This is a genomic window from Streptomyces sp. NEAU-174 (assembly GCF_052665095.1).
The window spans coordinates 73,126-91,946 of the sequence record NZ_JBQTCE010000024.1 but is presented as its reverse complement, the minus strand read 5'-3'; the positions used below and the strand labels follow the sequence as shown (position 1 = coordinate 91,946).

15 protein-coding genes and 1 tRNA gene are annotated in these 18,821 nt (G+C 71.4%); 6 read left to right on the top strand and 10 right to left on the bottom strand.

Going from position 1 to position 18,821, the window contains the following annotated elements; genetic code table 11:
* Positions 1 to 90: 90 nt before the first annotated feature.
* Positions 91 to 1,404 carry an SAM-dependent methyltransferase gene (locus ACT2CW_RS44715; RefSeq protein ID WP_164434945.1) on the top strand — a complete coding sequence of 438 codons (1,314 nt, stop codon included), beginning with the start codon at positions 91 to 93 and terminating at the stop codon, positions 1,402 to 1,404.
* Between the two features lie 91 nt (positions 1,405 to 1,495).
* On the opposite strand, the gene ACT2CW_RS44710 is transcribed toward ACT2CW_RS44715, so the two are convergent.
* Positions 1,496 to 4,045 carry an ABC transporter permease gene (locus tag ACT2CW_RS44710; protein WP_445520736.1) on the bottom strand — a complete coding sequence of 850 codons (2,550 nt, stop codon included), beginning with the start codon at positions 4,043 to 4,045 and terminating at the stop codon, positions 1,496 to 1,498.
* 71 nt (positions 4,046 to 4,116) lie between these two features.
* A complete protein-coding gene (locus ACT2CW_RS44705) occupies positions 4,117 to 4,899 on the bottom strand; it encodes an ABC transporter ATP-binding protein (protein ID WP_164434950.1) in 783 nt (260 codons plus the stop codon).
* Positions 4,900 to 5,302: 403 nt separating this feature from the next.
* On the opposite strand from ACT2CW_RS44705, the gene ACT2CW_RS44700 reads away from it, so the two are divergent.
* Both ACT2CW_RS44700 and ACT2CW_RS44695 read left to right on the top strand, forming a co-directional pair.
* A tRNA-Leu gene (locus tag ACT2CW_RS44700) sits at positions 5,303 to 5,385 on the top strand.
* 185 nt (positions 5,386 to 5,570) lie between these two features.
* Positions 5,571 to 6,467, top strand: coding sequence for a Bax inhibitor-1/YccA family protein (locus ACT2CW_RS44695; protein WP_037954415.1), 897 nt, complete (start codon positions 5,571 to 5,573; stop codon positions 6,465 to 6,467).
* A 283-nt stretch (positions 6,468 to 6,750) separates the two neighbouring features.
* Here the strand turns inward: ACT2CW_RS44695 and ACT2CW_RS44690 are convergent, their stop codons facing one another.
* Positions 6,751 to 6,981 carry a DUF4287 domain-containing protein gene (locus tag ACT2CW_RS44690; RefSeq protein ID WP_037954490.1) on the bottom strand — a complete coding sequence of 77 codons (231 nt, stop codon included), beginning with the start codon at positions 6,979 to 6,981 and terminating at the stop codon, positions 6,751 to 6,753.
* 119 nt (positions 6,982 to 7,100) lie between these two features.
* Between ACT2CW_RS44690 and ACT2CW_RS44685 the strand changes: the two genes are divergently transcribed.
* Positions 7,101 to 7,442 carry a hypothetical protein gene (locus ACT2CW_RS44685; protein WP_445520735.1) on the top strand — a complete coding sequence of 114 codons (342 nt, stop codon included), beginning with the start codon at positions 7,101 to 7,103 and terminating at the stop codon, positions 7,440 to 7,442.
* Between the two features lie 114 nt (positions 7,443 to 7,556).
* Here ACT2CW_RS44685 and ACT2CW_RS44680 read toward each other — a convergent pair whose 3' ends face one another.
* The 3 genes from ACT2CW_RS44680 to ACT2CW_RS44670 all read right to left on the bottom strand — a co-directional run bounded on the left by ACT2CW_RS44680 (position 7,557) and on the right by ACT2CW_RS44670 (position 11,775).
* Positions 7,557 to 8,489 (bottom strand): hypothetical protein, encoded by a 933-nt coding sequence (locus tag ACT2CW_RS44680; RefSeq protein ID WP_445520734.1) that lies wholly within the window; start codon positions 8,487 to 8,489, stop codon positions 7,557 to 7,559.
* Between the two features lie 394 nt (positions 8,490 to 8,883).
* A complete protein-coding gene (locus ACT2CW_RS44675; RefSeq protein ID WP_445520733.1) occupies positions 8,884 to 10,104 on the bottom strand; it encodes an acetyl-CoA C-acetyltransferase in 1,221 nt (406 codons plus the stop codon).
* A 639-nt stretch (positions 10,105 to 10,743) separates the two neighbouring features.
* Positions 10,744 to 11,775: an SGNH/GDSL hydrolase family protein gene (locus ACT2CW_RS44670; protein WP_445520732.1), complete on the bottom strand. Its 1,032-nt coding sequence runs from the start codon at positions 11,773 to 11,775 to the stop codon at positions 10,744 to 10,746.
* A 208-nt stretch (positions 11,776 to 11,983) separates the two neighbouring features.
* On the opposite strand from ACT2CW_RS44670, the gene ACT2CW_RS44665 reads away from it, so the two are divergent.
* Entirely contained in the window at positions 11,984 to 13,369 is a 1,386-nt protein-coding gene (locus tag ACT2CW_RS44665; RefSeq protein ID WP_164434459.1) for a cystathionine beta-synthase, read from the top strand.
* 292 nt (positions 13,370 to 13,661) lie between these two features.
* On the opposite strand, the gene ACT2CW_RS44660 is transcribed toward ACT2CW_RS44665, so the two are convergent.
* Complete coding sequence (locus ACT2CW_RS44660; RefSeq protein WP_164434461.1) at positions 13,662 to 14,099, bottom strand: hypothetical protein; 438 nt, start codon at positions 14,097 to 14,099, stop codon at positions 13,662 to 13,664.
* A 118-nt stretch (positions 14,100 to 14,217) separates the two neighbouring features.
* Here ACT2CW_RS44660 and ACT2CW_RS44655 point away from each other — a divergent pair, with 118 nt between their 5' ends.
* Positions 14,218 to 15,597 (top strand): acyl-CoA synthetase, encoded by a 1,380-nt coding sequence (locus ACT2CW_RS44655; protein ID WP_164434462.1) that lies wholly within the window; start codon positions 14,218 to 14,220, stop codon positions 15,595 to 15,597.
* A gap of 25 nt (positions 15,598 to 15,622) precedes the next feature.
* Here the strand turns inward: ACT2CW_RS44655 and ACT2CW_RS44650 are convergent, their stop codons facing one another.
* From ACT2CW_RS44650 to ACT2CW_RS44640, 3 genes are all read right to left on the bottom strand, one after another.
* Entirely contained in the window at positions 15,623 to 17,098 is a 1,476-nt protein-coding gene (locus ACT2CW_RS44650; protein WP_445520731.1) for a purine-cytosine permease family protein, read from the bottom strand.
* A 16-nt stretch (positions 17,099 to 17,114) separates the two neighbouring features.
* Positions 17,115 to 18,053, bottom strand: coding sequence for an ABC transporter substrate-binding protein (locus ACT2CW_RS44645; protein ID WP_086886222.1), 939 nt, complete (start codon positions 18,051 to 18,053; stop codon positions 17,115 to 17,117).
* Between the two features lie 89 nt (positions 18,054 to 18,142).
* Entirely contained in the window at positions 18,143 to 18,820 is a 678-nt protein-coding gene (locus tag ACT2CW_RS44640) for an ABC transporter permease (RefSeq protein ID WP_138915289.1), read from the bottom strand.
* Position 18,821: the final 1 nt, after the last annotated feature.

The window sequence follows — 18,821 nt, the reverse complement described above, 5'->3', positions numbered from 1 at the left end:
TTCCAGACGTGTCGGCGGGACTGTACGGCGGGTTCCATGGTGTTTACGTGGTGAGTGAATCTTCCTGACTCGCCATCACGGAGGTGCGAAATGGCCGACGCCGCTGGGCGGATCGCCACCCTGGCCGAGGAGGTGCTGGGGACCCCTCTCCCGATCCGCGTCCGCGCCTGGGACCACAGCGAGACCGGCCCGCCCGGCGCGCCCACCCTGGTCATCCGGCGCCGCAGGGCGCTGCGCAGGATCATGTGGCGGCCGGGCGAGCTGGGCCTGGCCCGCGCCTGGGTCGCCGGGGACCTCGATGTCGAGGGCGATCTGTACGACGCCCTGGACCGGCTGTCCGGGCTGCTGTGGGAGCGCGGCCCCGCCACCGCGCCGCGGTCCCGGCTCCGCACCGGCCTCCAGGCGCTGCGCGCCCCCGCGCTGCGCACCGCCGCCCGGGAGATGATCGCGCTCGCCGGGCCGGGGCTGCCGCCGCCCCCGCCGCGCGAGGAGGCCAGGACCACCCTCGGTCCGCTGCACTCCCTGCGCCGCGACCGCAAGGCCATCAGCCACCACTACGACGTCGGCAACGACTTCTACGAGCTGGTGCTCGGCCCCTCGATGGTCTACTCCTGCGCCTACTGGGACCGGGCGGACTCCACGCTGGAGGAGGCCCAGCGCGCCAAGCTGGACCTGGTCTGCCGCAAGCTGGCGCTGAAGCCCGGTCAGCGGCTGCTGGACGTGGGGTGCGGCTGGGGCTCGATGGTGCTGCACGCGGCGCGCGAGTACGGGGTGCGCGCCGTCGGCGTCACGCTCTCCGAGGAACAGGCGGCGTACGCCCGTAAGCGCATCGCGGACGCCGGGCTCACCGACCAGGTGGAGATCCGGGTCCAGGACTACCGCGAGGTCCCGGACGGGCCCTACGACGCCATCTCCTCGATCGGCATGGCCGAGCACGTGGGCGCGGTGCGGTACGCCGAGTACACCGCCATCCTGCACCGGCTGCTGCGGCCCGGCGGGCGGCTGCTCAACCACCAGATCGCCCGGCGCCCCCAGCCGGACGAAGAGGCGTACCACGTGGACGAGTTCATCGACCGCTATGTCTTCCCCGACGGTGAGCTCGCCCCGGTCGGCCGGACCGTGGCCCAGCTGGAGGAGGCGGGCTTCGAGGTGCGCGACGTGGAGGCCATCCGCGAGCACTACGGGCTCACGCTGCGCCGCTGGGTCGCCAACCTGGAGCGGTCCTGGACCCAGGCCGTGCGGCTGACCTCCCCGGGCCGGGCCCGGGTCTGGCGGCTCTACATGGCGGCCTCCGCCCTCTCCTTCGAGCGCAACCGGATCGGGGTCAACCAGATCCTCGCCGTCCGCACCCCCGAGGGCGGGGCCTCGGGGCTTCCGCTGCGGGCCCGCGACTGGCGCGGCTGAAACCGGCCACAACGCGGACGTCCCCGCCCGCCCCTCAGAGGGGCGGACGGGGACGTCCCGGTTCCGGCTCGCCGCCGTGCGGCTCGTTCTGCTACTCGGCCTTGATGGCGGCCAGCATGTTGAGCTTGGCGGCCCGCCGGGCCGGCCACAGCGCCGCGATGACGCCCACGAGGGCGGCCATCAGCAGGAACAGCCCCATCCGGGCCCACGGCAGCACCAGCTCGTAGCTCGGCAGCTCGGTGGCGATCAGCTCACCGGCCGCCCAGCCGAAGAAGACGCCGAGCCCGAGGCCGAGCACCCCGCCGAAGAGCGAGATGACCAGTGACTCCAGCCGCACCATCCGCTTGACGCCGCCCCGGTCCAGGCCGATCGCCCGCAGCATGCCGATCTCCTTGGACCGTTCGAAGACCGACATCGCCAGGGTGTTGATGACACCGAGTACGGCGACGATCACGGCCATGGCGAGCAGCCCGTAGAGCATGTTCAGCATCAGGGTGAAGGCGCTGGCGATCTCGTCCGAGGTGTCCTGCTTGTTCTGGATCTTGATCGCCGGGTTCTCGCCGAGCGTCTTCTTCAGCAGGTCCTTGTTGTTCTCCGTGGCGCCGCCCTTGGTCTTCAGCATCACCTGGAAGTCCGCGACGGTGGTCATGTGCGGGGTGACCGTGGCGCTGTCGACCATGACACCGCGGATCATCTGGTTGCCCTCGAAGATGCCGCCCACGGTCAGCTTGCCGCTGCGGCCGTCCTCGTAGGTCACCGGGATGGTCGAGCCGACCTTCCAGTGGTGCTCATCGGCGATCTTGTCGTCGATGAGGGCCTTGGTGCCTCCGAGCGCGGCGAACGAGCCCTCGGTGAAGTCCACCTTCACCAGGTCCTTGATGGCCTTCGGGTCGACGCCCGTCAGGGAGTCGGAGTCGCCGGCGACCCGGGCGGGGGAGGAGCGCAGCGGGCTGATCGTGGTGACCTCGGGCAGCTTCGCCAGGGTCTTGGACACCTCGGGCGACAGCGGCCGCCCGCCGGTTCCGCCGCCCCCGCCCATGCTGACGACGTAGTCGGACTTCAGCCCGTCGGCCGCCATCTTGTCGATCCCCTTCTGCATGGATCCGGCGATCACCGTCATACCGGTGATCAGCGTGAGACCCACCATCAGGGCGGAGGCGGTGGCGGCGGTGCGGCGCGGGTTGCGCACCGCGTTCTGCCGGGCCAGCTTGCCGGGCATCCCGAAGATCCGCAGCACCGGGCCGGCGGCCGCGATCAGCGGCCGGGACAGCAGCGGGGTGAGCACGAAGATGCCGATCACCAGGACGGCCGCGCCGAACGCCATCGGGCCCTGGCCGTCGCCGCCCATGCCCGCACCGGCGACCACCAGCGCGGCACCGGCCGCGGCGAGGATCGAGCCGATGGTGTTGCGCAGCACCAGACCGCGGGTGGTCGGCGCGGCGTGCACGCTGTTCATCGCGGCGACCGGCGGGATCTTGGCGGCGCGGCGGCCGGGCAGCCAGGCGGAGAGGACGGTCACCACGACACCCACGACCACCGAGGCCAGCACCGTGGTCGGCGCGACGATCAGCGGACCGTCCGGGACGTTGGCCCCGGTGGAGTTGAGCACCGAGCGCAGTACGGCGCCGATGCCGACACCGGCGGCGAGGCCCACCACGGCCGCGACGGCGCCCACGACGGTGGCCTCGATCAGCACCGAGCGGGTGACCTGACGGCGGGTCGCACCCACCGCGCGCATCAGGGCGAGCTCCCTGGTGCGCTGGGCGACCAGCATGGAGAAGGTGTTGACGATGATGAAGATGCCGACGAAGAGCGCGATACCGGCGAACACCAGCATCGCGGTCTGCATGCTGCTCATGCCCTCTTCGATCGCCTTGGCCTGGTCCTTGGCGAGCTTCTTGGCGGTGGTGGCCTTGGCCTGCTCGGGAAGGATCTTGTCGATCGACGACTTGAGGGTGGACTGCGAGGTGCCCGCGGCGGCCTTCACATCGATCTCGTCGAACTGCCCGGGCTTGCCGAACAGCTTCTGCGCGGTGGCCGTGTCATACAGCGCGAGGGTGCCGCCCGCCGCGACATTGCCGTCGTCGGTGGTGAAGACGCCGACGACCTTCTCGGTGCGCACCGGGCCGTCGACGGAGACCCGGATGGAGTCCCCGGCCTTGTAGTGGCCGCGTTCGGCGGTCCTGGCGTCGAGCGCGATCTCACCCGCGGCCCTGGGGGCGCGGCCCTCGGTCATGTTGTACCGGGGGTCCTTGCCGCCCGAGCCCGGGTAGTAGTTGCCGCCGAGGTTGGAGAAGCCGCTGCCGATCAGGTCGCCCTTCTTGTCGGCGAGGGCGGAGGAGCCCTTCACCACACCGAAGGCGGAGGTGGCGCCGGGCGCCTTGGACGCCTGGTCCAGCAGCCGCTGGCTCAGCCGGGGCGCGTCACCGGGGTTGGCGGAGTCGTCGTCCTTCTTGTCGGGCGTGATGGCGACGTCGACGCCCTTGAAGCCCTTCTGGGAGCTCTTCTGGTAGGCGTCGGAGATGGTGTTGGTGAAGACCAGGGTGCCGGCGACGAAGGCCACGCCGAGCATCACGGCGAGCACGGTCATCAGCAACCGGGCCTTGTGCGCAAGCACATTGCGCAGGGCTGTACGGAGCATGAGGTGTCAGTCCTGAGGGGGTGGAGTGGGGGAGTGCGGGGCGGCGTACTGGTACGGGCGCGCGCCCCGCGTCAGCTCGTACGGCCCTTGGCGTCGAAGCGCTTCATGCGGTCCAGTACCGAGTCGGCGGTGGGGTTCCGCAGCTCGTCCACGATCCGGCCGTCGGCGAGGAAGACCACCCGATCGGAGTAGGACGCGGCGACCGGGTCATGGGTCACCATCACGATCGTCTGGCCCAGCTCCCGCACCGAGTTGCGGAGGAAGCCCAGGACCTCGGCGCCGGAGCGGGAGTCCAGGTTGCCGGTCGGCTCGTCGGCGAAGATGATCTCCGGCTGGCCGGCCAGGGCGCGGGCCACGGCGACGCGCTGCTGCTGACCACCCGACAGCTGGTTGGGGCGGTGCTTCAGTCGGCCGGCCAGCCCGACCGTGGCCACCACCTGGTCCAGCCACGCCTGGTCGGCCTTGCGGCCCGCGATGTCCATCGGGAGGGTGATGTTCTCCAGCGCGTTCAGCGTCGGCAGCAGGTTGAACGCCTGGAAGATGAAGCCGATCTTGTCGCGGCGCAGCTGGGTGAGCTTCTTGTCCTTGAGCGTGGTCAGTTCGACGTCGCCGATCCGGGCCGAGCCGCTGGAGATGGTGTCGAGACCCGCCATGCAGTGCATCAGCGTGGACTTGCCGGAGCCGGAGGGGCCCATGATCGCGGTGAACTCCGCCTGGCGGAACTCGACGGAGACCGAGTCCAGGGCGATTACCTGGGTCTCGCCCTCGCCGTAGACCTTGCTCAGGTCCGTTGCGCGGGCGGCTGCCGCGGCGGAGTGGGCGGTGGTTTTGACGCCGAGGGGCATGGTGGTCACGGTGAATGACTCCTGTCGTGCTCTGCGGGAGTGGGCGGGACGTCACTCCATGGTTCCGGTTGTGAAGGGGAGAGGGATCAGCCCGTGCTCCCGTTCTCGTGGGGGTCTCGCGATGTAGCTGGTGTTGGCGGAGTCCTCCTTGAGGAGGAGAGGACGCCCCATCCGGGGCGTCGAGATTGCGTCAATCCCCAGTTAATGGGGGTTCAGGGCATATCGGCAGGTCCAATGGCCGTCGGCATCTTTGGGTACCCCGCCCCGCTGCTGATGCACCCTCAGTTGCCAATAAAATAAGACAACCTCGGGCCGAGGATTCGCTGTGCGGGGGCATGTCCCCGGATAGGCTCGTGCTGCTCTCTTCCAGGGGAGGGCCGTATGCGCGCCGTACGGCCCAGGGGGAACCGCTGCCCGGATGGTGGAATGCAGACACGGCGAGCTTAAACCTCGCTGCCCCTCGCGGGCGTACCGGTTCAAGTCCGGTTCCGGGCACCTTCAGATCCGGTGGGCGCACTCAGCGTGTGTGGATGGTCGCCCCAGGTGCGTGCGCGGGGCCCGAAGGGGCCTCGCGCGGCCTCTTCCTGCATGAAAAGATCCTCCTTGGGCACTAGGGTGCTTTCTTTGCTTACCCATTACTCTTGAGTCAAGGTCGCGCTCGGCGGCCACGGAGGAGTGAGATGAGGAGCAGCAACCCGGTCTTCTCGCGACGGGGGTTCAGCCGCAGCGGCGGCTACGCCGGTTTCGGCGCGGCGCCGCAGGCCGGGAGCCCCGCCGCCGGTCAGGCCAATCCGTACGCGGGCGGTAACCCGTACGCGCAGACACAGGCGCCCACGAACCCCTATGCGGCGGGCGACCAGCAGAATCTGACCCCCGAACAGCTCCAGCAGATGTACGGCGCGCCGCCGGCGGGCCCGCTTCAGACCGGCCGGATGACGATGGACGACGTCGTCATGCGCACCGGTATGACCCTCGGTACCGTCATCGTCGCCGCCGCGGCCGCGTGGATCGCGCAGCTTCCGGTGGGCGTGGGCTTCGGCGCCGCGCTCGTGGCGATGGTGCTCGGCCTCGTCCAGTCGTTCAAGCGCACGGCCTCGCCCGCGCTGATCATGGGTTACGCCCTCTTCGAGGGCCTCTTCCTCGGCGTTATCAGCCAGGTGTACAACGAGCGCTGGTCGGGCATCCCGATGCAGGCCGTGCTCGGCACGATGGCCGTGTTCGTCGGTGTGCTCGTCGCGTACAAGACCCGCCTCATCCGGGTGAACGCGCGATTCCAGCGCTTTGTGCTCGCCGCCGCCATCGGGTTCATCCTGCTGATGGCGGTCAACCTGCTGTTCGCCGCCATCGGCGGCGGGGACGGCCTCGGCTTCCGCAGCGGTGGCCTCGGCATCGTCTTCGGCCTCGTCGGCGTCGTGCTCGGCGCGGCGTTCCTGGCGATGGACTTCAAGCAGGTCGAGGACGGTGTCCGGTACGGCGCTCCGCGCGAGGAGTCCTGGCTGGCCGCCTTCGGGCTGACGCTCTCGCTGGTGTGGATCTACCTGGAGCTGCTCCGGTTGATCTCGATCTTCAGGGATTAGCGACTAGCGCTAAGCGGTCCGCGGGAAATGCCGCGAAATGCCGTCGTGCGTCTGCGGCCGCATCGTGGCTGGTCGCGCAGTTCCCCGCGCCCCTTCGGGTCGCTGCCCGAACCGTAGCGGACTTGCTCCGACCTGCTTAGCGGCCCTGAGCGTCGCGTAGCACGCAGACAGCACGTAGAAGGGCCCGCGGAGGTGAAGACCTCCGCGGGCCCTTCTTCCTGTGCGGCTTAAGCCGCTCCGTTCGGTGGGTCTGTCATACACGCTTCTGCCTCCGGGCAGCGGGCTACAGCAGCTTGCGGGCCGCGCGCCTCAAGTCGTGTTCATGGATGATGGCCTTCGCATGGCCGTAGGCGAGCTGGTGCTCGCCGCGCAGCCAGCTGACCTTCTCCTCGAATCGGAAGAAAGCGGGGCCCTCGTCGACCGTGCGCAGCCAGTCTGCGACTTCACGGCCCGTGCACTGGGGGATGCGGGAGAGTAGGTTCCGGTGAGTCTCGTCGGAGAAGATTTGGGACATCGGCGCCTCCGGACGCTTCCATGCCGGACCCGGGTCGCTGGCCCGGGTTTCCTTCAGCTCACCGTGCCTGAGTGTTCGCCCGTTGGCAACAGTCCCTCAGTGGCGCATACGCTCGGAGCGTGGATGATGTCTCCCCCCTCCTGACCGCCGTCGATCGGCTCGCCGACCGGTTGCGCGCCCTTCCGCAGTCCCGGCTGCGCGCGGGCGCGGCGGCCGAAGGGCTGGCCCTGGCCAGGGAATTGTCGGTGCGCGCACAGCGGCTCGAGGAGCCGGGAACCCCGCCGCGGATCATGCCCGACGCGGGGCTGTTCGTGGTCGCCGACCAGGTGGCGGTGGCCGGACATGATTTGGTGCACGCGCTGGAGCGTGCGCCGGGCGGCGCCGGGGACGACGAGGTGGCGCGGGGGGCCGCGGAGGCGGTGGCGCTGGTGGTGGAGGCGGCGGGGCGCTGCGGCGTCTGAGGGCTTGCTTGCGGTCTGGGGCCCGGGGGTCCGCTTACGCCTGAGGGCCCGCTTGCGGCCTGAGGGAGCCCGCTTGCGGCGCGAGGGTCCGCCCCCAGCGGGGCGCCGTGTCCCTTACAGCGAGGCGATGACGCGGTCGGCGAGGACGTACACGTTCTCCTCGCCGCAACCGAACGTGAGCGCATAAGCACCGGAGACGCCCGAGCCGCCGAGCAGCACCGGGGCGGTGCCCTCGCGCAGCGCGTCCGCCAGCCGCTCGGCCGTCTCCCGGTGGCCCGGGGTCATGCAGATCGTGGTGCCGTCGGCGAAGACGTAGACATCGAGGGTGCCGAGGGGCCCGGGCCGCACATCGGACAGCGGGGTGCGGGCGTCGGCCAGCTCGGTGAGCCGGGTCACCGTACGGTCGTGGTCGGCGACCGGTGACGACGGAGTGAAGTCGGGGTGGGACGGATGGCGACGGCGGGCCGCCGCCAGCTCGGCCGACTCCCGGGGCTCGGCCGCGGGCTCCGCCCCGGCGCCCAGCTCCAGCTCCACCTCGGACTCGACCTCGGGCTCCTGATCCCCGTTGGAGTCCATGGCGTCGGGGCCCAGCGCGTCCAGCCCGAGCAGCGGTTCGAGCCCGGCCAGGTCTGCCTGGCGGGGCACGAAGAGCTGCGCGTCCTGGGAGGTGTCCTCGAACCCGCCCGGCCCGCTGAGCAGCGAATGGGCGTCGGCCGCTCCGGCGGAGTCCCTGGCCTCCTGGGCGGCCCAGAACGCCCGCGCCTCGGCCAGCTCGCGCTCCCGCTCCTCGGCCAGCGCGTCGGCGACGGCCGCGCGTATCTCGGCGGCCGGGGTGGCGCGGGGCGCGGGCACCGTCGGGCCGCCCTCCTCGCCGCTGCCTCCGCCGCCTCCGCCGCCCGTCCGGGCACCGGCGGCCACGGTGGCCGCGAGCTCGGCGCGCAGCTCGCTGATCTGCCGGCGCACACCGCGCGCGGTGTGCAAGGCGGCCGCCCCTACGGCCGTGGCGGTCACCGCGGCCAGGAGGAGGACAAGACTCGTGGGGCTCACTGACGTACTCCCGGTTGGCTGTAGATCCCCCGAATTCCTACCTCAGCTTGAGGCTTATCGCCTCTCGACGTCAGTGCATACCATCACCAAATGGACAGAATTCGGTACCGGGCGGGCCTTTGGTCACCGGTGCTGAGCTGGGGAGACGGCGCTCCCCCAGGACTTTTGTCACAACCTGGGGGAGATTCGGTCACGGCCCGGGTCGAACCAGTGTGGCAGACGTGCCACGGCGGGACCGCGGGGCGCTTTCCCCCTCCCCACCCCTTCCCGCAGCACCGATATGCGGCTCCGCCGGGTGGAAGGGCTTCGCCCCTGGACCCCGGGGGGTCTGGGGCGGAGCCCCGATGCGGCCGCAGACGCACGACGGCATCTCGTGGCACTTCCCGCGGAGCGCTCAGCTCAGGCGCTCGATGACCATGGCCATGCCCTGGCCGCCGCCGACGCACATGGTCTCCAGGCCGAACTGCTTGTCGTGGAACTGGAGCGAATTGATCAGCGTGCCGGTGATCCGGGCGCCGGTCATGCCGAAGGGGTGGCCCACGGCGATCGCGCCACCGTTGACATTGAGCCGGTCCAGGTCGATGCCCAGGTCGCGGTAGGACGGGATGACCTGCGCGGCGAACGCCTCGTTGATCTCCACCAGGTCGATGTCGCCGATCGACATCCCCGCGCGGGCCAGCGCCTGCTTGGACGCCTCGACCGGGCCGTAGCCCATGATCTCCGGGGAGAGGCCTGTGACGCCGGTGGACACGATCCGCGCCAGCGGGGTCACGCCCAGCTCCCGCGCCTTGGTGTCGGACATGATCACCAGCGCCGCGGCGCCGTCGTTGAGCGGGCAGCAGTTGCCCGCGGTGATCCGGCCGTCGGGGCGGAAGACCGGCTTCAGGCCCTGCACGCCCTCCAGGGTGGTGCCCGCGCGGGGGCCGTCGTCCTGGCTGACGACCGTGCCGTCGGGGGTGGTCACCGGGGTGATCTCCCGCTCCCAGAAGCCCTTCTTGATGGCCTCCTCGGCGAGGTTCTGGGACCGCACGCCGAACTCGTCCATCTCCTCGCGGGTGACCCCCTTGAGCCGGGCCAGGTTCTCGGCCGTCTGGCCCATCGCGATGTACGGGTCGGGCAGCAGGTCGTCCTCGCGCGGGTCGTGCCAGTCGGAGCCCTCCTGCTCGGCGCGCGCGGCCGTACGGGCCTCGGCCTCCGCGAACAGCGGGTTGTGGGTGTCCGGCAGCCCGTCCGAGGTGCCCTTCTTCGACCGCGAGACCATCTCGACGCCCGCCGAGATGAAGAGGTCGCCCTCGCCCGCCTTGATGGCGTGCAGCGCCATCCGCGAGGTCTGGAGGGAGGAGGAGCAGTAGCGGGTGATCGTACAGCCGGGGAGGTGGTCCATCCCCATCTGCACGGCCACGATCCGCCCCAGGTTGTGCCCCTGCTCACCGCCCGGGAGCCCGCAGCCGAGCATCAGGTCGTCGATCTCGCGGGGGTCGAGCTCGGGGACCTTGGCGAGCGCGGCCTGGATGATCTCGGCGGTGAGATCGTCCGGCCTCAGATCCTTGAGCGAGCCCTTGAAGGCGCGGCCGATGGGGGAACGGGCGGCAGAGACGATCACTGCTTCGGGCATCACGGCTCCAGGGGGGCGGGGTGCGGGCGGGACTCCGAGGGAAGTTACCCGTACGTATCGGCAGGGTCACGGGGTGCGGGCTGTGACACCGGACTCTTTTTTCCAAGCGTACGCTCAGCGCCCCGCCATGCAGAGCCCCTCCCGGGGCGTCACCAGGCCTCGCCGGGGTCGATGGCCCCCGGCACGGCCCGGTCGGTGGGCCCCGGCCGGCGGGCCCCGGCATGGTCCGGTTGGTGGGCCCCGGCATGGTCCGGTCGGTGAGGCCCGGCGTGGTCCAGTCGGTGGGCCCCGACGCGGCCCGGTCGGTGGGGCCCGGCGTGGTCCGGTCGGTGGGCCCCGGCACGGTCCGACCGGTAGGCCCCGGCACGGCTCGGTCGGTGGGGCCCGGCGTGGTCCGGTCGGTGGGGCCCGACGCGGCTCGGTCGGTGGGGCCCGGCACGGTCCGGTCGGTGGGCCCCGCGTGGTCCGGTCGGCGGGCCCGAGGCCTCGCCCCGGCCCCAGCCCGGGGCGGCGGGCCCGCGCGAGGCACCGCAAGGCCGCGTCGGGCACCGCAAGGCCGCGCGAGGCACCAGAAGGCCACGCGGGGCACCGCAAGGCCGCGCGGGGGCCCGTGGGCCCCCGAGCCCGGCCCGGTCGGGGTCAGCAGCCCGAAGGGGGTGGGGACGTCGGGGTCGGGGTGTCGGGGGAGCTGGAGACGGCCGCGGGCTCCTTCGTGGTGGGGCCCTGGCGGCGCAGCAGACGGGCCCAGGGGCCGCGGGCCGCGGTGACCTCCGTGCCGCCCTCCGCGGCCGCCTCGGCCGCCGCCGTGGCGACCGGCAGGATGCCCTCGTCGAGCATCTCCGGCGCCTCCTCGGGCCACAGGCCCAGCGAGTCGCACAGGGTCGGCAGGACGGCCATCGCGGCCGTGGCGTACCCCTCCGCCGAGGGGTGGTAGTTGTCCGGGCCGAACAGCTCCCGCGGATTCGCCGCGAACTCCGGGCCCAGCAGATCGCCCAGCGAGACCGTGCGCCCGCCCTGCTCGACCACCCCGATCGTCTGCGCGGCGGCCAGCTGTCGGCTCAGCCGCCGCGCGATCCAGCGCAGCGGCTGATAGACGGGCTCGATCGTGCCGAGGTCGGGACAGGTGCCCACGATCACCTCGCAGCCGCTGTCGCGCAGTCTGCGCACCGCGTCCGACAGCAGCCGCACTGACTTGGCGGGCGGCATCCGGCGGGTGACGTCATTGGCACCGATCATGATCACGCATACGTCGGGGAGCAGGTCCGGATCCTCCAGCACCAGCGTGACCTGGCGCTCCAGATCGCTGGACTGTGCCCCCGGCAGCGCCACGTTCCGCAGGTCCACCGGGCGCTCCGCAACCGCCGCCAGCCCCGAGGCGAGCAGCGCGCCCGGTGTCTGACTAGGGCGGTGGACGCCCTGTCCGGCGGCCGTGGAGTCGCCGAGAAAGGCCAGCCGCAAGGGTGACTGGCCGGTCCTGCGGGCGAAGGCGAAGCCATATCGCCCGTCCGCGCGCGGAGGCGGGTCGTCCGACCCGCCCACGACCCGCTTCGCATGGGACACCTCGGTGAGCAACAGCACGGCGGTCACCCCGCCCAGCAGCCCGATCCCGCCGCCCCCGTACGCCGCCGCGGCGGCGATCCGCCGCGCCACCCTCGCCCTCGACATCGACATGGGTCCAGCCCACCTCCGTCCGCACGGCCGCACGTCCGCACGCGCTTCCTTCTCCTTTGTACGCCTTGCTAACAACTTGTTGCCCCGTGCAGGCTTCGTCCCAACGCACCGGTCGGAGGGCGGCGGCGCGCAATAAGCTGACAGCACGGCCCCCGCGACGGCGGCCGCCCCGACGCGGAGATCCCGCGGAACCGGACCAGGAGCAGGTGTGCAGTACTACGAATCGATGATTGAGCTGGTCGGCAACACCCCGCTGGTGAAGCTCAACACCGTGACCGAAGGCATCCGGGCGACCGTCCTGGCCAAGGTTGAATACTTCAACCCCGGCGGCTCGGTGAAGGACCGGATCGCGGTCCGGATGATAGAGGCCGCCGAGCGCTCCGGGGAGCTGAAGCCGGGCGGCACCATCGTGGAGCCGACCTCCGGCAACACCGGTGTGGGCCTCGCCATGGTCGCCCAGCGCAAGGGCTACAAGTGCGTCTTCGTCTGCCCGGACAAGGTGTCCACGGACAAGATCAACGTGCTGCGGGCCTACGGCGCCGAGGTCGTGGTCTGCCCCACCGCGGTGGACCCCGAGCACCCCGACTCGTACTACAACGTCTCCGACCGGCTGGTCCGCGAGACGCCGGGCGCCTGGAAGCCCGACCAGTACAGCAACCCGAACAACCCGCTCTCCCACTACGAGACCACCGGCCCCGAGCTGTGGGAGCAGACCGAAGGCAAGATCACCCACTTCGTGGCGGGCGTCGGCACCGGCGGCACGATCTCCGGCACCGGCCGCTATCTGAAGGAGGCCAGCGAGGGCCGGGTCCAGGTGATCGGCGCCGACCCCGAGGGCTCGGTCTACTCCGGCGGCTCCGGCCGCCCGTATCTGATCGAGGGCGTCGGCGAGGACTTCTGGCCGACCGCGTACGACCAGACCGTCGCGGACGAGATCGTCGCCGTCTCCGACAAGGACGCCTTCCAGATGACGCGGCGGCTGGCCAAGGAGGAGGGGCTGCTGGTCGGCGGCTCCTGCGGGATGGCCGTCGTGGGCGCGCTGAAGGTCGCCGAGCGGCTCGGCCCGGACGATGTGGTGGTCGTCCTGCTGCCCGACAGCGGCCGCGGCTATCTCTCCAAGATCTTCAACGATGAGTGGATGGCCGACTACGGCTTCCTCGAGGAGGAAGGCCCCTCGGTGCGGGTCGGCGATGTGCTCCAGGGCAAGGAGGGCGGGCTGCCCTCGCTGGTCCATATGCACCCGGACGAGACGGTGGGCGAGGCCATCGACGTACTGCGGGAGTACGGCGTCTCGCAGATGCCGATCGTCAAGCCGGGCGCCGGCCACCCGGATGTGATGGCCGCCGAGGTCATCGGCTCGGTGGTGGAACGCGAACTGCTGGACGCCCTGTTCGCGAAGCGCGCGGAGCTGACCGACCCGCTGGAGAAGCACATGAGCCCGCCGCTGCCGCATGTCGGCTCCGGTGAGCCGGTCGAGGACCTGATGGCGGTGCTGGGCGCGGCGGACGCGGCGATCGTGCTGGTGGAGGGCAAGCCCAAGGGTGTGGTGAGCCGGCAGGACCTGCTGGCGTACCTGGCAGGCGGCCCGAAGTGAGGGCCCGTAAGGACCCCAACTCCGCCTTCGGGCAAGTGGTACGAACGTGTCACGCGCCCGCAGCACAGGGTTAACACAGCTCCGGCAGATTAGTGGGTGTCGGAAGGACGACACCGACACCCGAGACAAGGCGACAGGACCTCCGGAGCGGCTCCCGGACCTCCATGGTCGCCTGGACGCGGAGTTCCGGCCCTGACCCGGCCCGCGTCCCCGCGGGGACCGCCGTCGTCCCGCCCTCGGTGGCTTGTCACCGGGGTGCGGCGGTCCCCGCGCAGACTTCCCCCAGTCCCCGCTAGTCCCCGCTCTTCTCCTGCCCATGGCCCCGGCGGAGCCGGGAGAAGGCCCCCATGGCATGCACGGCGTTGACGCCGAAGATTCCGGCCCAGGTGATCAGCAGGCCCGGCAGGCCCTCGTTCACGACGCCGATGGCCGACAGCGGGATGGCCAGCACCAGGGAGACCCCGACGAAGGCGAAGCGCTCGCCGACGCCCAGGCCGTGGGGCTGGTCCGCGGACGCCCCGGTGGCGTACGGGCGGCTGCCGCGGGCCGTCGCCATCTGCTGTTCCGCGAGCTGGCGGCGGACATGGCGGTCCGCCGTATCGTTGAAGCGCTGCTCGACCTTCTCCATGAAGGAGTCGACCAGCTCCGACTCGTACTCCGCACCCAGCTCCTTACGGGTTTGCAGGGCCGCGTCGAGTTCCTTTTTCAGATCCGGGTCACGGGCGTCCATGCTTGGGAACGGTACGGTCGCGGGGACGCTTTGTCGGTAGGGCTAGCCCCCGAAAGACGTGCGGGCGTGAAGAGGTACCCCCTGGTACCCCCGGCCCGCTGTGGAAGGAGTCAGTTCCGTGACCGCACCTCTCCTCACGTCCCTCGCCGCGCCCGGCGACGACCGCCCCGACGCGCTGAGCGTCGGCGGCCGCGCGCTCTCGCGCGAGGAACTGCTCGGTGCCGCGGGCGCGGTGGCGGCCCGTATCGCCGGTGCGCCGGTCGTCGCGGTCCGGGCGACCGCGACCCCGGAGACGGTGGTCGCGGTGGTCGGCGCGCTGCTTGCCGGGGTGCCGGTGGTGCCCGTACCGCCGGACTCAGGCCCGGCCGAACGCGACCACATACTGCGGGACTCGGGCGCCACCCTGCTGCTCACCGGGGAGGCCGTGGACGCCCCGGTCGAGACCGTCCCGGTGGACCCGGCCGAGCGCGCGGCGTGGACGAAGGCGGAGCCGGACCCGGAGTCCACCGCGTTCATCCTCTACACCTCGGGCACCACGGGGGCGCCCAAGGGCGCGCTGATCTCCCGGCGGGCGGTGGCCGCCGACCTGGACGGGCTGGCCGCGGCATGGGCCTGGACGCCGGACGACACCCTGGTCCACGGCCTGCCGCTGTTCCATGTGCACGGCCTGGTCCTCGGCGTCCTCGGCGCACTCCGCACCGGCAGCCGCCTCGTCCACACCGGCAAGCCGACCCCGGCGGCGTACGCGGCGGCGAACGGCAGCCTCTACTTCGGCGTCCCCACCGTCTGGAACCGCATCGTCCAGGACCCGGACTCCGCCCGCGCCCTGGCCTCGGCCCGGCTGCTGGTCTCCGGTAGCGCCCCGCTGCCCGCCCCCGTCTTCCGCGAGCTGGAACGGCTCACCGGCCAGCGCCCCATCGAGCGCTACGGCATGACCGAGACCCTCATCACCATCAGCACCCGCGCCGACGGCGAGCGCCGCCCCGGCTACGTCGGCACCCCGCTCTCGGGCATCCGCACCCGGATCGCCGCCGAGGAGGGCGCCGAGATCGGCGAGCTCCAGCTGACCGGCCCGACCCTCTTCGACGGCTACCTCAACCGCCCCGAGGCCACGGCCGGTTCGTACACCGAGGACGGCTGGTTCCGCACGGGCGACATCGCCGCCGTCGACCCGGACGGCTTCCACCGCATCGTGGGCCGCGCCTCCACCGACATGATCAAGTCCGGCGGCTACCGCATCGGCGCGGGCGAGGTCGAGAACGCCCTGCTGGACCACCCGGCCGTCCGCGAGGCCGCCGTCGTCGGCGCCCCGCACGAGGACCTGGGCCAGGAGATCGTCGCGTATGTCGTGGCCGACGGCATCGGCGAACAGGAGCTGATCGACTTCGTGGCCTCCCAGCTCTCCGTCCACAAGCGCCCCCGCAAGGTGCGCTTCCTGGAGGCCCTCCCCCGCAACGCCATGGGCAAGCCCCAGAAGAAACTCCTCCCCCCGGCCTGACCCTGGCCCGCGAGGTCCCGCCGCCTCACCCGGACTCGGTGACGTACGGGCGGCCCGATGGCGGATCCGGGGTGAGGATCATGCGGTCCGGGACGTGGGCGGTGTCGCGGTGGGACAGGAGCCAGTAGACGGCGGCGGGGACGGCGAGGCCGACGAGCCAGGAGATGTCCGCGCCGCCCAGGGGGGCGACGAAGGGGCCGGTGTAGAAGGCGGTGGACAGGAAGGGGAGCTGGGCGAGGACGCCGAGGGCGTAGGTGGACAGCGCCTTCCAGCGCCAGGCGCCGTAGCGGCCGTTGGGGTCGCTGAGGGCGGGGATGTCGTAGCGCTCCTTGGCGATGGCGTAGTAGTCGACGAGGTTGATGGCGCTCCACGGGGTGAAGAAGGTCAGCAGGAACAGCAGGAAGTCCTTGAAGGAGGACAGGAAGCTGTCCTTGCCGAGCAGCGCGACCGCCGTGCCCGCGACCATGATTCCGGCGATGTAGGCGGCCCGGCCGCGTGGGGAGAGGGTGGCGCGGCCGCGGAAGCCGCTGACGCTGGTCACCATCGACATGAAGCCGCCGTAGGTGTTGAGCACGTTGATCGTCAGCTTGCCGAGGGCGATGACGAAGTAGAGCAGCGAGGTGATCAGGGCCGCGCCGCCGCCGAGGCCGACGATGTACGTGACCTCGTGGCCGACGAAGGCGTGGCCGGCCGCGGCGGCCGCGAGGGCGCCGAAGGTCATGGACCACTGGGAGCCGAGGACGGTGCCGGCGAGGGTCCAGGAGAAGGTGGCCTTCGCGGAGGTGGCGCGCGGGAGATAGCGGGAGTAGTCGGCGACGTACGGGCCGAAGGCGAGCTGCCAGGAGGCGGACAGCGACACCGCGAGGAGGAAGAGCGGGAAGTCGAAGGTCCGGTCGTGGAGGAGGGTGGCCAGGTCGGTGCGGTCCAGCAGCCGGATGCCCAGATAGACGAAGGCCAGGGCGCAGACGACGCCCGCGATCCGCCCCAGGGTGTGGATCAGGCGGTAGCCGACGGCCGCCGCCACGGCGGTGACGAGGGCGAAGAGGACGATCCCGGTGGTGTCGCCGAGATGGGTGAGTTCGCCGACCGCCTGCCCCGCCAGCACGCTGCCGCTGGCGAAGAAGCCCACGTACATGACGATGACCAGCAGCAGTGGGACGATCGCGCCCCGGACCCCGAACTGGGCCCGGGAGGAGATCATCTGGGGCAGGCCGAGCCGGGGTCCCTGGGCGGAGTGGAGCGCCATGACGGCTCCGCCGAGCAGGTTGCCGATCAGCAGGGCGATGATCGCCCAGAAGGCGGCGGCGCCGAAGACCACGGCCAGGGCGCCGGTCACGACGGCGGTGATCTGGAGGTTGGCGCCGAGCCACAGGGTGAACTGGCTGAAGGCGGTGCCATGGCGCTCCGCGTCCGGGACGACGTCGATCGAGCGCTTTTCGACCAGGGAGTCCAGAGGGTCTGGGGAGTCCAGAGGGTCCAGGGAGTTCAGAGAGTCGGGCATACGGGTGCTCCTGCCGCTACTTCTTGGTGAGGCCGTTCTTGGCGGCCCAGTCGGCGGCGACCCGGTCCGGGTCCTTCTTGTCGTTGCTCACCAGCTTGTTGAGCCGGGCCAGTTCCCGGGTGGTGAGGGCGCCGCCGAGGCGGGCCAGGGCCTTGCGGACCTTGGCGTCGGCCTTGGCGGCGCGGATCACGGGCACGATGTGCTGGGCGGGGATGAGCGCCTTGGGGTCGGCGAGGATCACCCAGTCGTTGGCCTCGATGTCGGGGTCGGTGGAGAAGAGGTTGGCCACGTCCACGTCGCCCTTCTTCAACGCGCCCTTGACCAGGGGCCCGGAGGCGTCGAGGGCCTTGAACTCCTTGAAGGTCACGCCGTAGCGGTCCTTGAGGCCGACCAGGCCGACCACGCGGTTCTTGTCCTCGGCCGGGCCGCCGAAGACCAGCTTGCCGTTCTGCTTGGCGAGGTCGGCGAAGCTGCGCAGCCCGTGCTTCCGGGCGGCCTCGCGGGTGACGCAGAAGACGTCCTTGTCCTCGGCGGCCGCGTACGACAGGGCCTCCAGACCGCTGGGCAGGGCCACGGTGAGGGCGTTCTGGAGGTCGCCGGCCTCGGTCTGGGGGGCCTTGTCGTCGAAGTGGAGCAGCAGATTGCCCTGGTACTCGGGGAGCAGATCGATATCGCCCTGCTGGAGGGCGGGTATGACGATCTCTCGGGAGCCGAGGTTGGGCCGCACGCTGGTCTTGATGCCCGCGCCCTTCAGCGCCTCGGCGTAGAGGTAGCCCAGCAGCTGGTTCTCGGTGAAGTTGGCGGTGCCGATGACCAGCCCGCCCAGGCTGCTGCCGCCGCCCGAGCCGCCGCTGCCGCCGTCGCCCTTGAGCGAGGTGACGCCGCCGCTACAGGCGGCGAGCGTGGGCACGGAGGCGCCGGCGAGCAGGCCGCCGAGCAGTTTCCTGCGGTTCATGGGGTCGTCTCCTCGGATCGGAGTTCGGAGTGAAGTCGCTGAGTCGGTGGGGCGCCGAGCCGCCTCGGGGTGAAGCCGGGCGGCGGCGCTCAGTGCGCGTGGGCGCGCGGGGGCCGGTTGCGGAACAGCAGGCGCTGCACTCCGGCCAGCGCCAGGTCCAGGGCGATGGCCAGCACGGCGACCAGCACCGCCCCTCCCAGCACCTGCACCAGATCGCGCTGGGCGAGCCCGTCGAAGACATAGCGGCCGAGTCCGCCGAAGCTGACGTACGCGGCGATGGTGGCGGTGGCCACGACCTGGACGCAGGCCAGCCGCAGCCCGGTCATGATCAGCGGCAGCGCGAGCGGCAGTTCGACCTGGAACAGCACCTGGTACCAGCGCATGCCCTGGCCCCTTGCCGCGTCCCTGACCTCGGGGTCCACGGCGGCCATGCCCGCGTACGTATTGGTGACGATCACCGGGATCGCGAGGGCGACCAGCGAGACGTACACCGGCCACATGCTCAGCCCGCTGGCCAGGAAGACCAGCGTGACCAGGCCGACGGTCGGCAGCGCCCGCCCGAAGCCGGAGAGGTTGATGGCGAGGAACGCACCGCGCCCGGTGTGCCCGATGAGCAGCCCGACCGGCAGCGCGATGGCGGCGGCGACCAGGGTGGCCAGCACCGAGTACTGGAGGTGCTCCAGCAGGCGGGTGGCGATGCCGTCCGGCCCGGACCACTGGGCACCGCTGGTCAGCCAGCGGAGGAGGTTCTGGAGTAGTTCGAGCATG

Coding starts and splice junctions, on each gene's coding strand:
- ACT2CW_RS44670 (WP_445520732.1), bottom strand. CDS start 11,775: ATGTCGATGTCGAGGGCGAGGGTGGCGCGGCGGATCGCCGCCGCGGCG.
- ACT2CW_RS44675 (WP_445520733.1), bottom strand. CDS start 10,104: ATGCCCGAAGCAGTGATCGTCTCTGCCGCCCGTTCCCCCATCGGCCGC.
- ACT2CW_RS44640 (WP_138915289.1), bottom strand. CDS start 18,820: ATGCTCGAACTACTCCAGAACCTCCTCCGCTGGCTGACCAGCGGTGCC.
- ACT2CW_RS44690 (WP_037954490.1), bottom strand. CDS start 6,981: ATGTCCCAAATCTTCTCCGACGAGACTCACCGGAACCTACTCTCCCGC.
- ACT2CW_RS44710 (WP_445520736.1), bottom strand. CDS start 4,045: ATGCTCCGTACAGCCCTGCGCAATGTGCTTGCGCACAAGGCCCGGTTG.
- ACT2CW_RS44660 (WP_164434461.1), bottom strand. CDS start 14,099: ATGGACGCCCGTGACCCGGATCTGAAAAAGGAACTCGACGCGGCCCTG.
- ACT2CW_RS44695 (WP_037954415.1), top strand. CDS start 5,571: ATGAGGAGCAGCAACCCGGTCTTCTCGCGACGGGGGTTCAGCCGCAGC.
- ACT2CW_RS44645 (WP_086886222.1), bottom strand. CDS start 18,053: ATGAACCGCAGGAAACTGCTCGGCGGCCTGCTCGCCGGCGCCTCCGTG.
- ACT2CW_RS44650 (WP_445520731.1), bottom strand. CDS start 17,098: ATGCCCGACTCTCTGAACTCCCTGGACCCTCTGGACTCCCCAGACCCT.
- ACT2CW_RS44715 (WP_164434945.1), top strand. CDS start 91: ATGGCCGACGCCGCTGGGCGGATCGCCACCCTGGCCGAGGAGGTGCTG.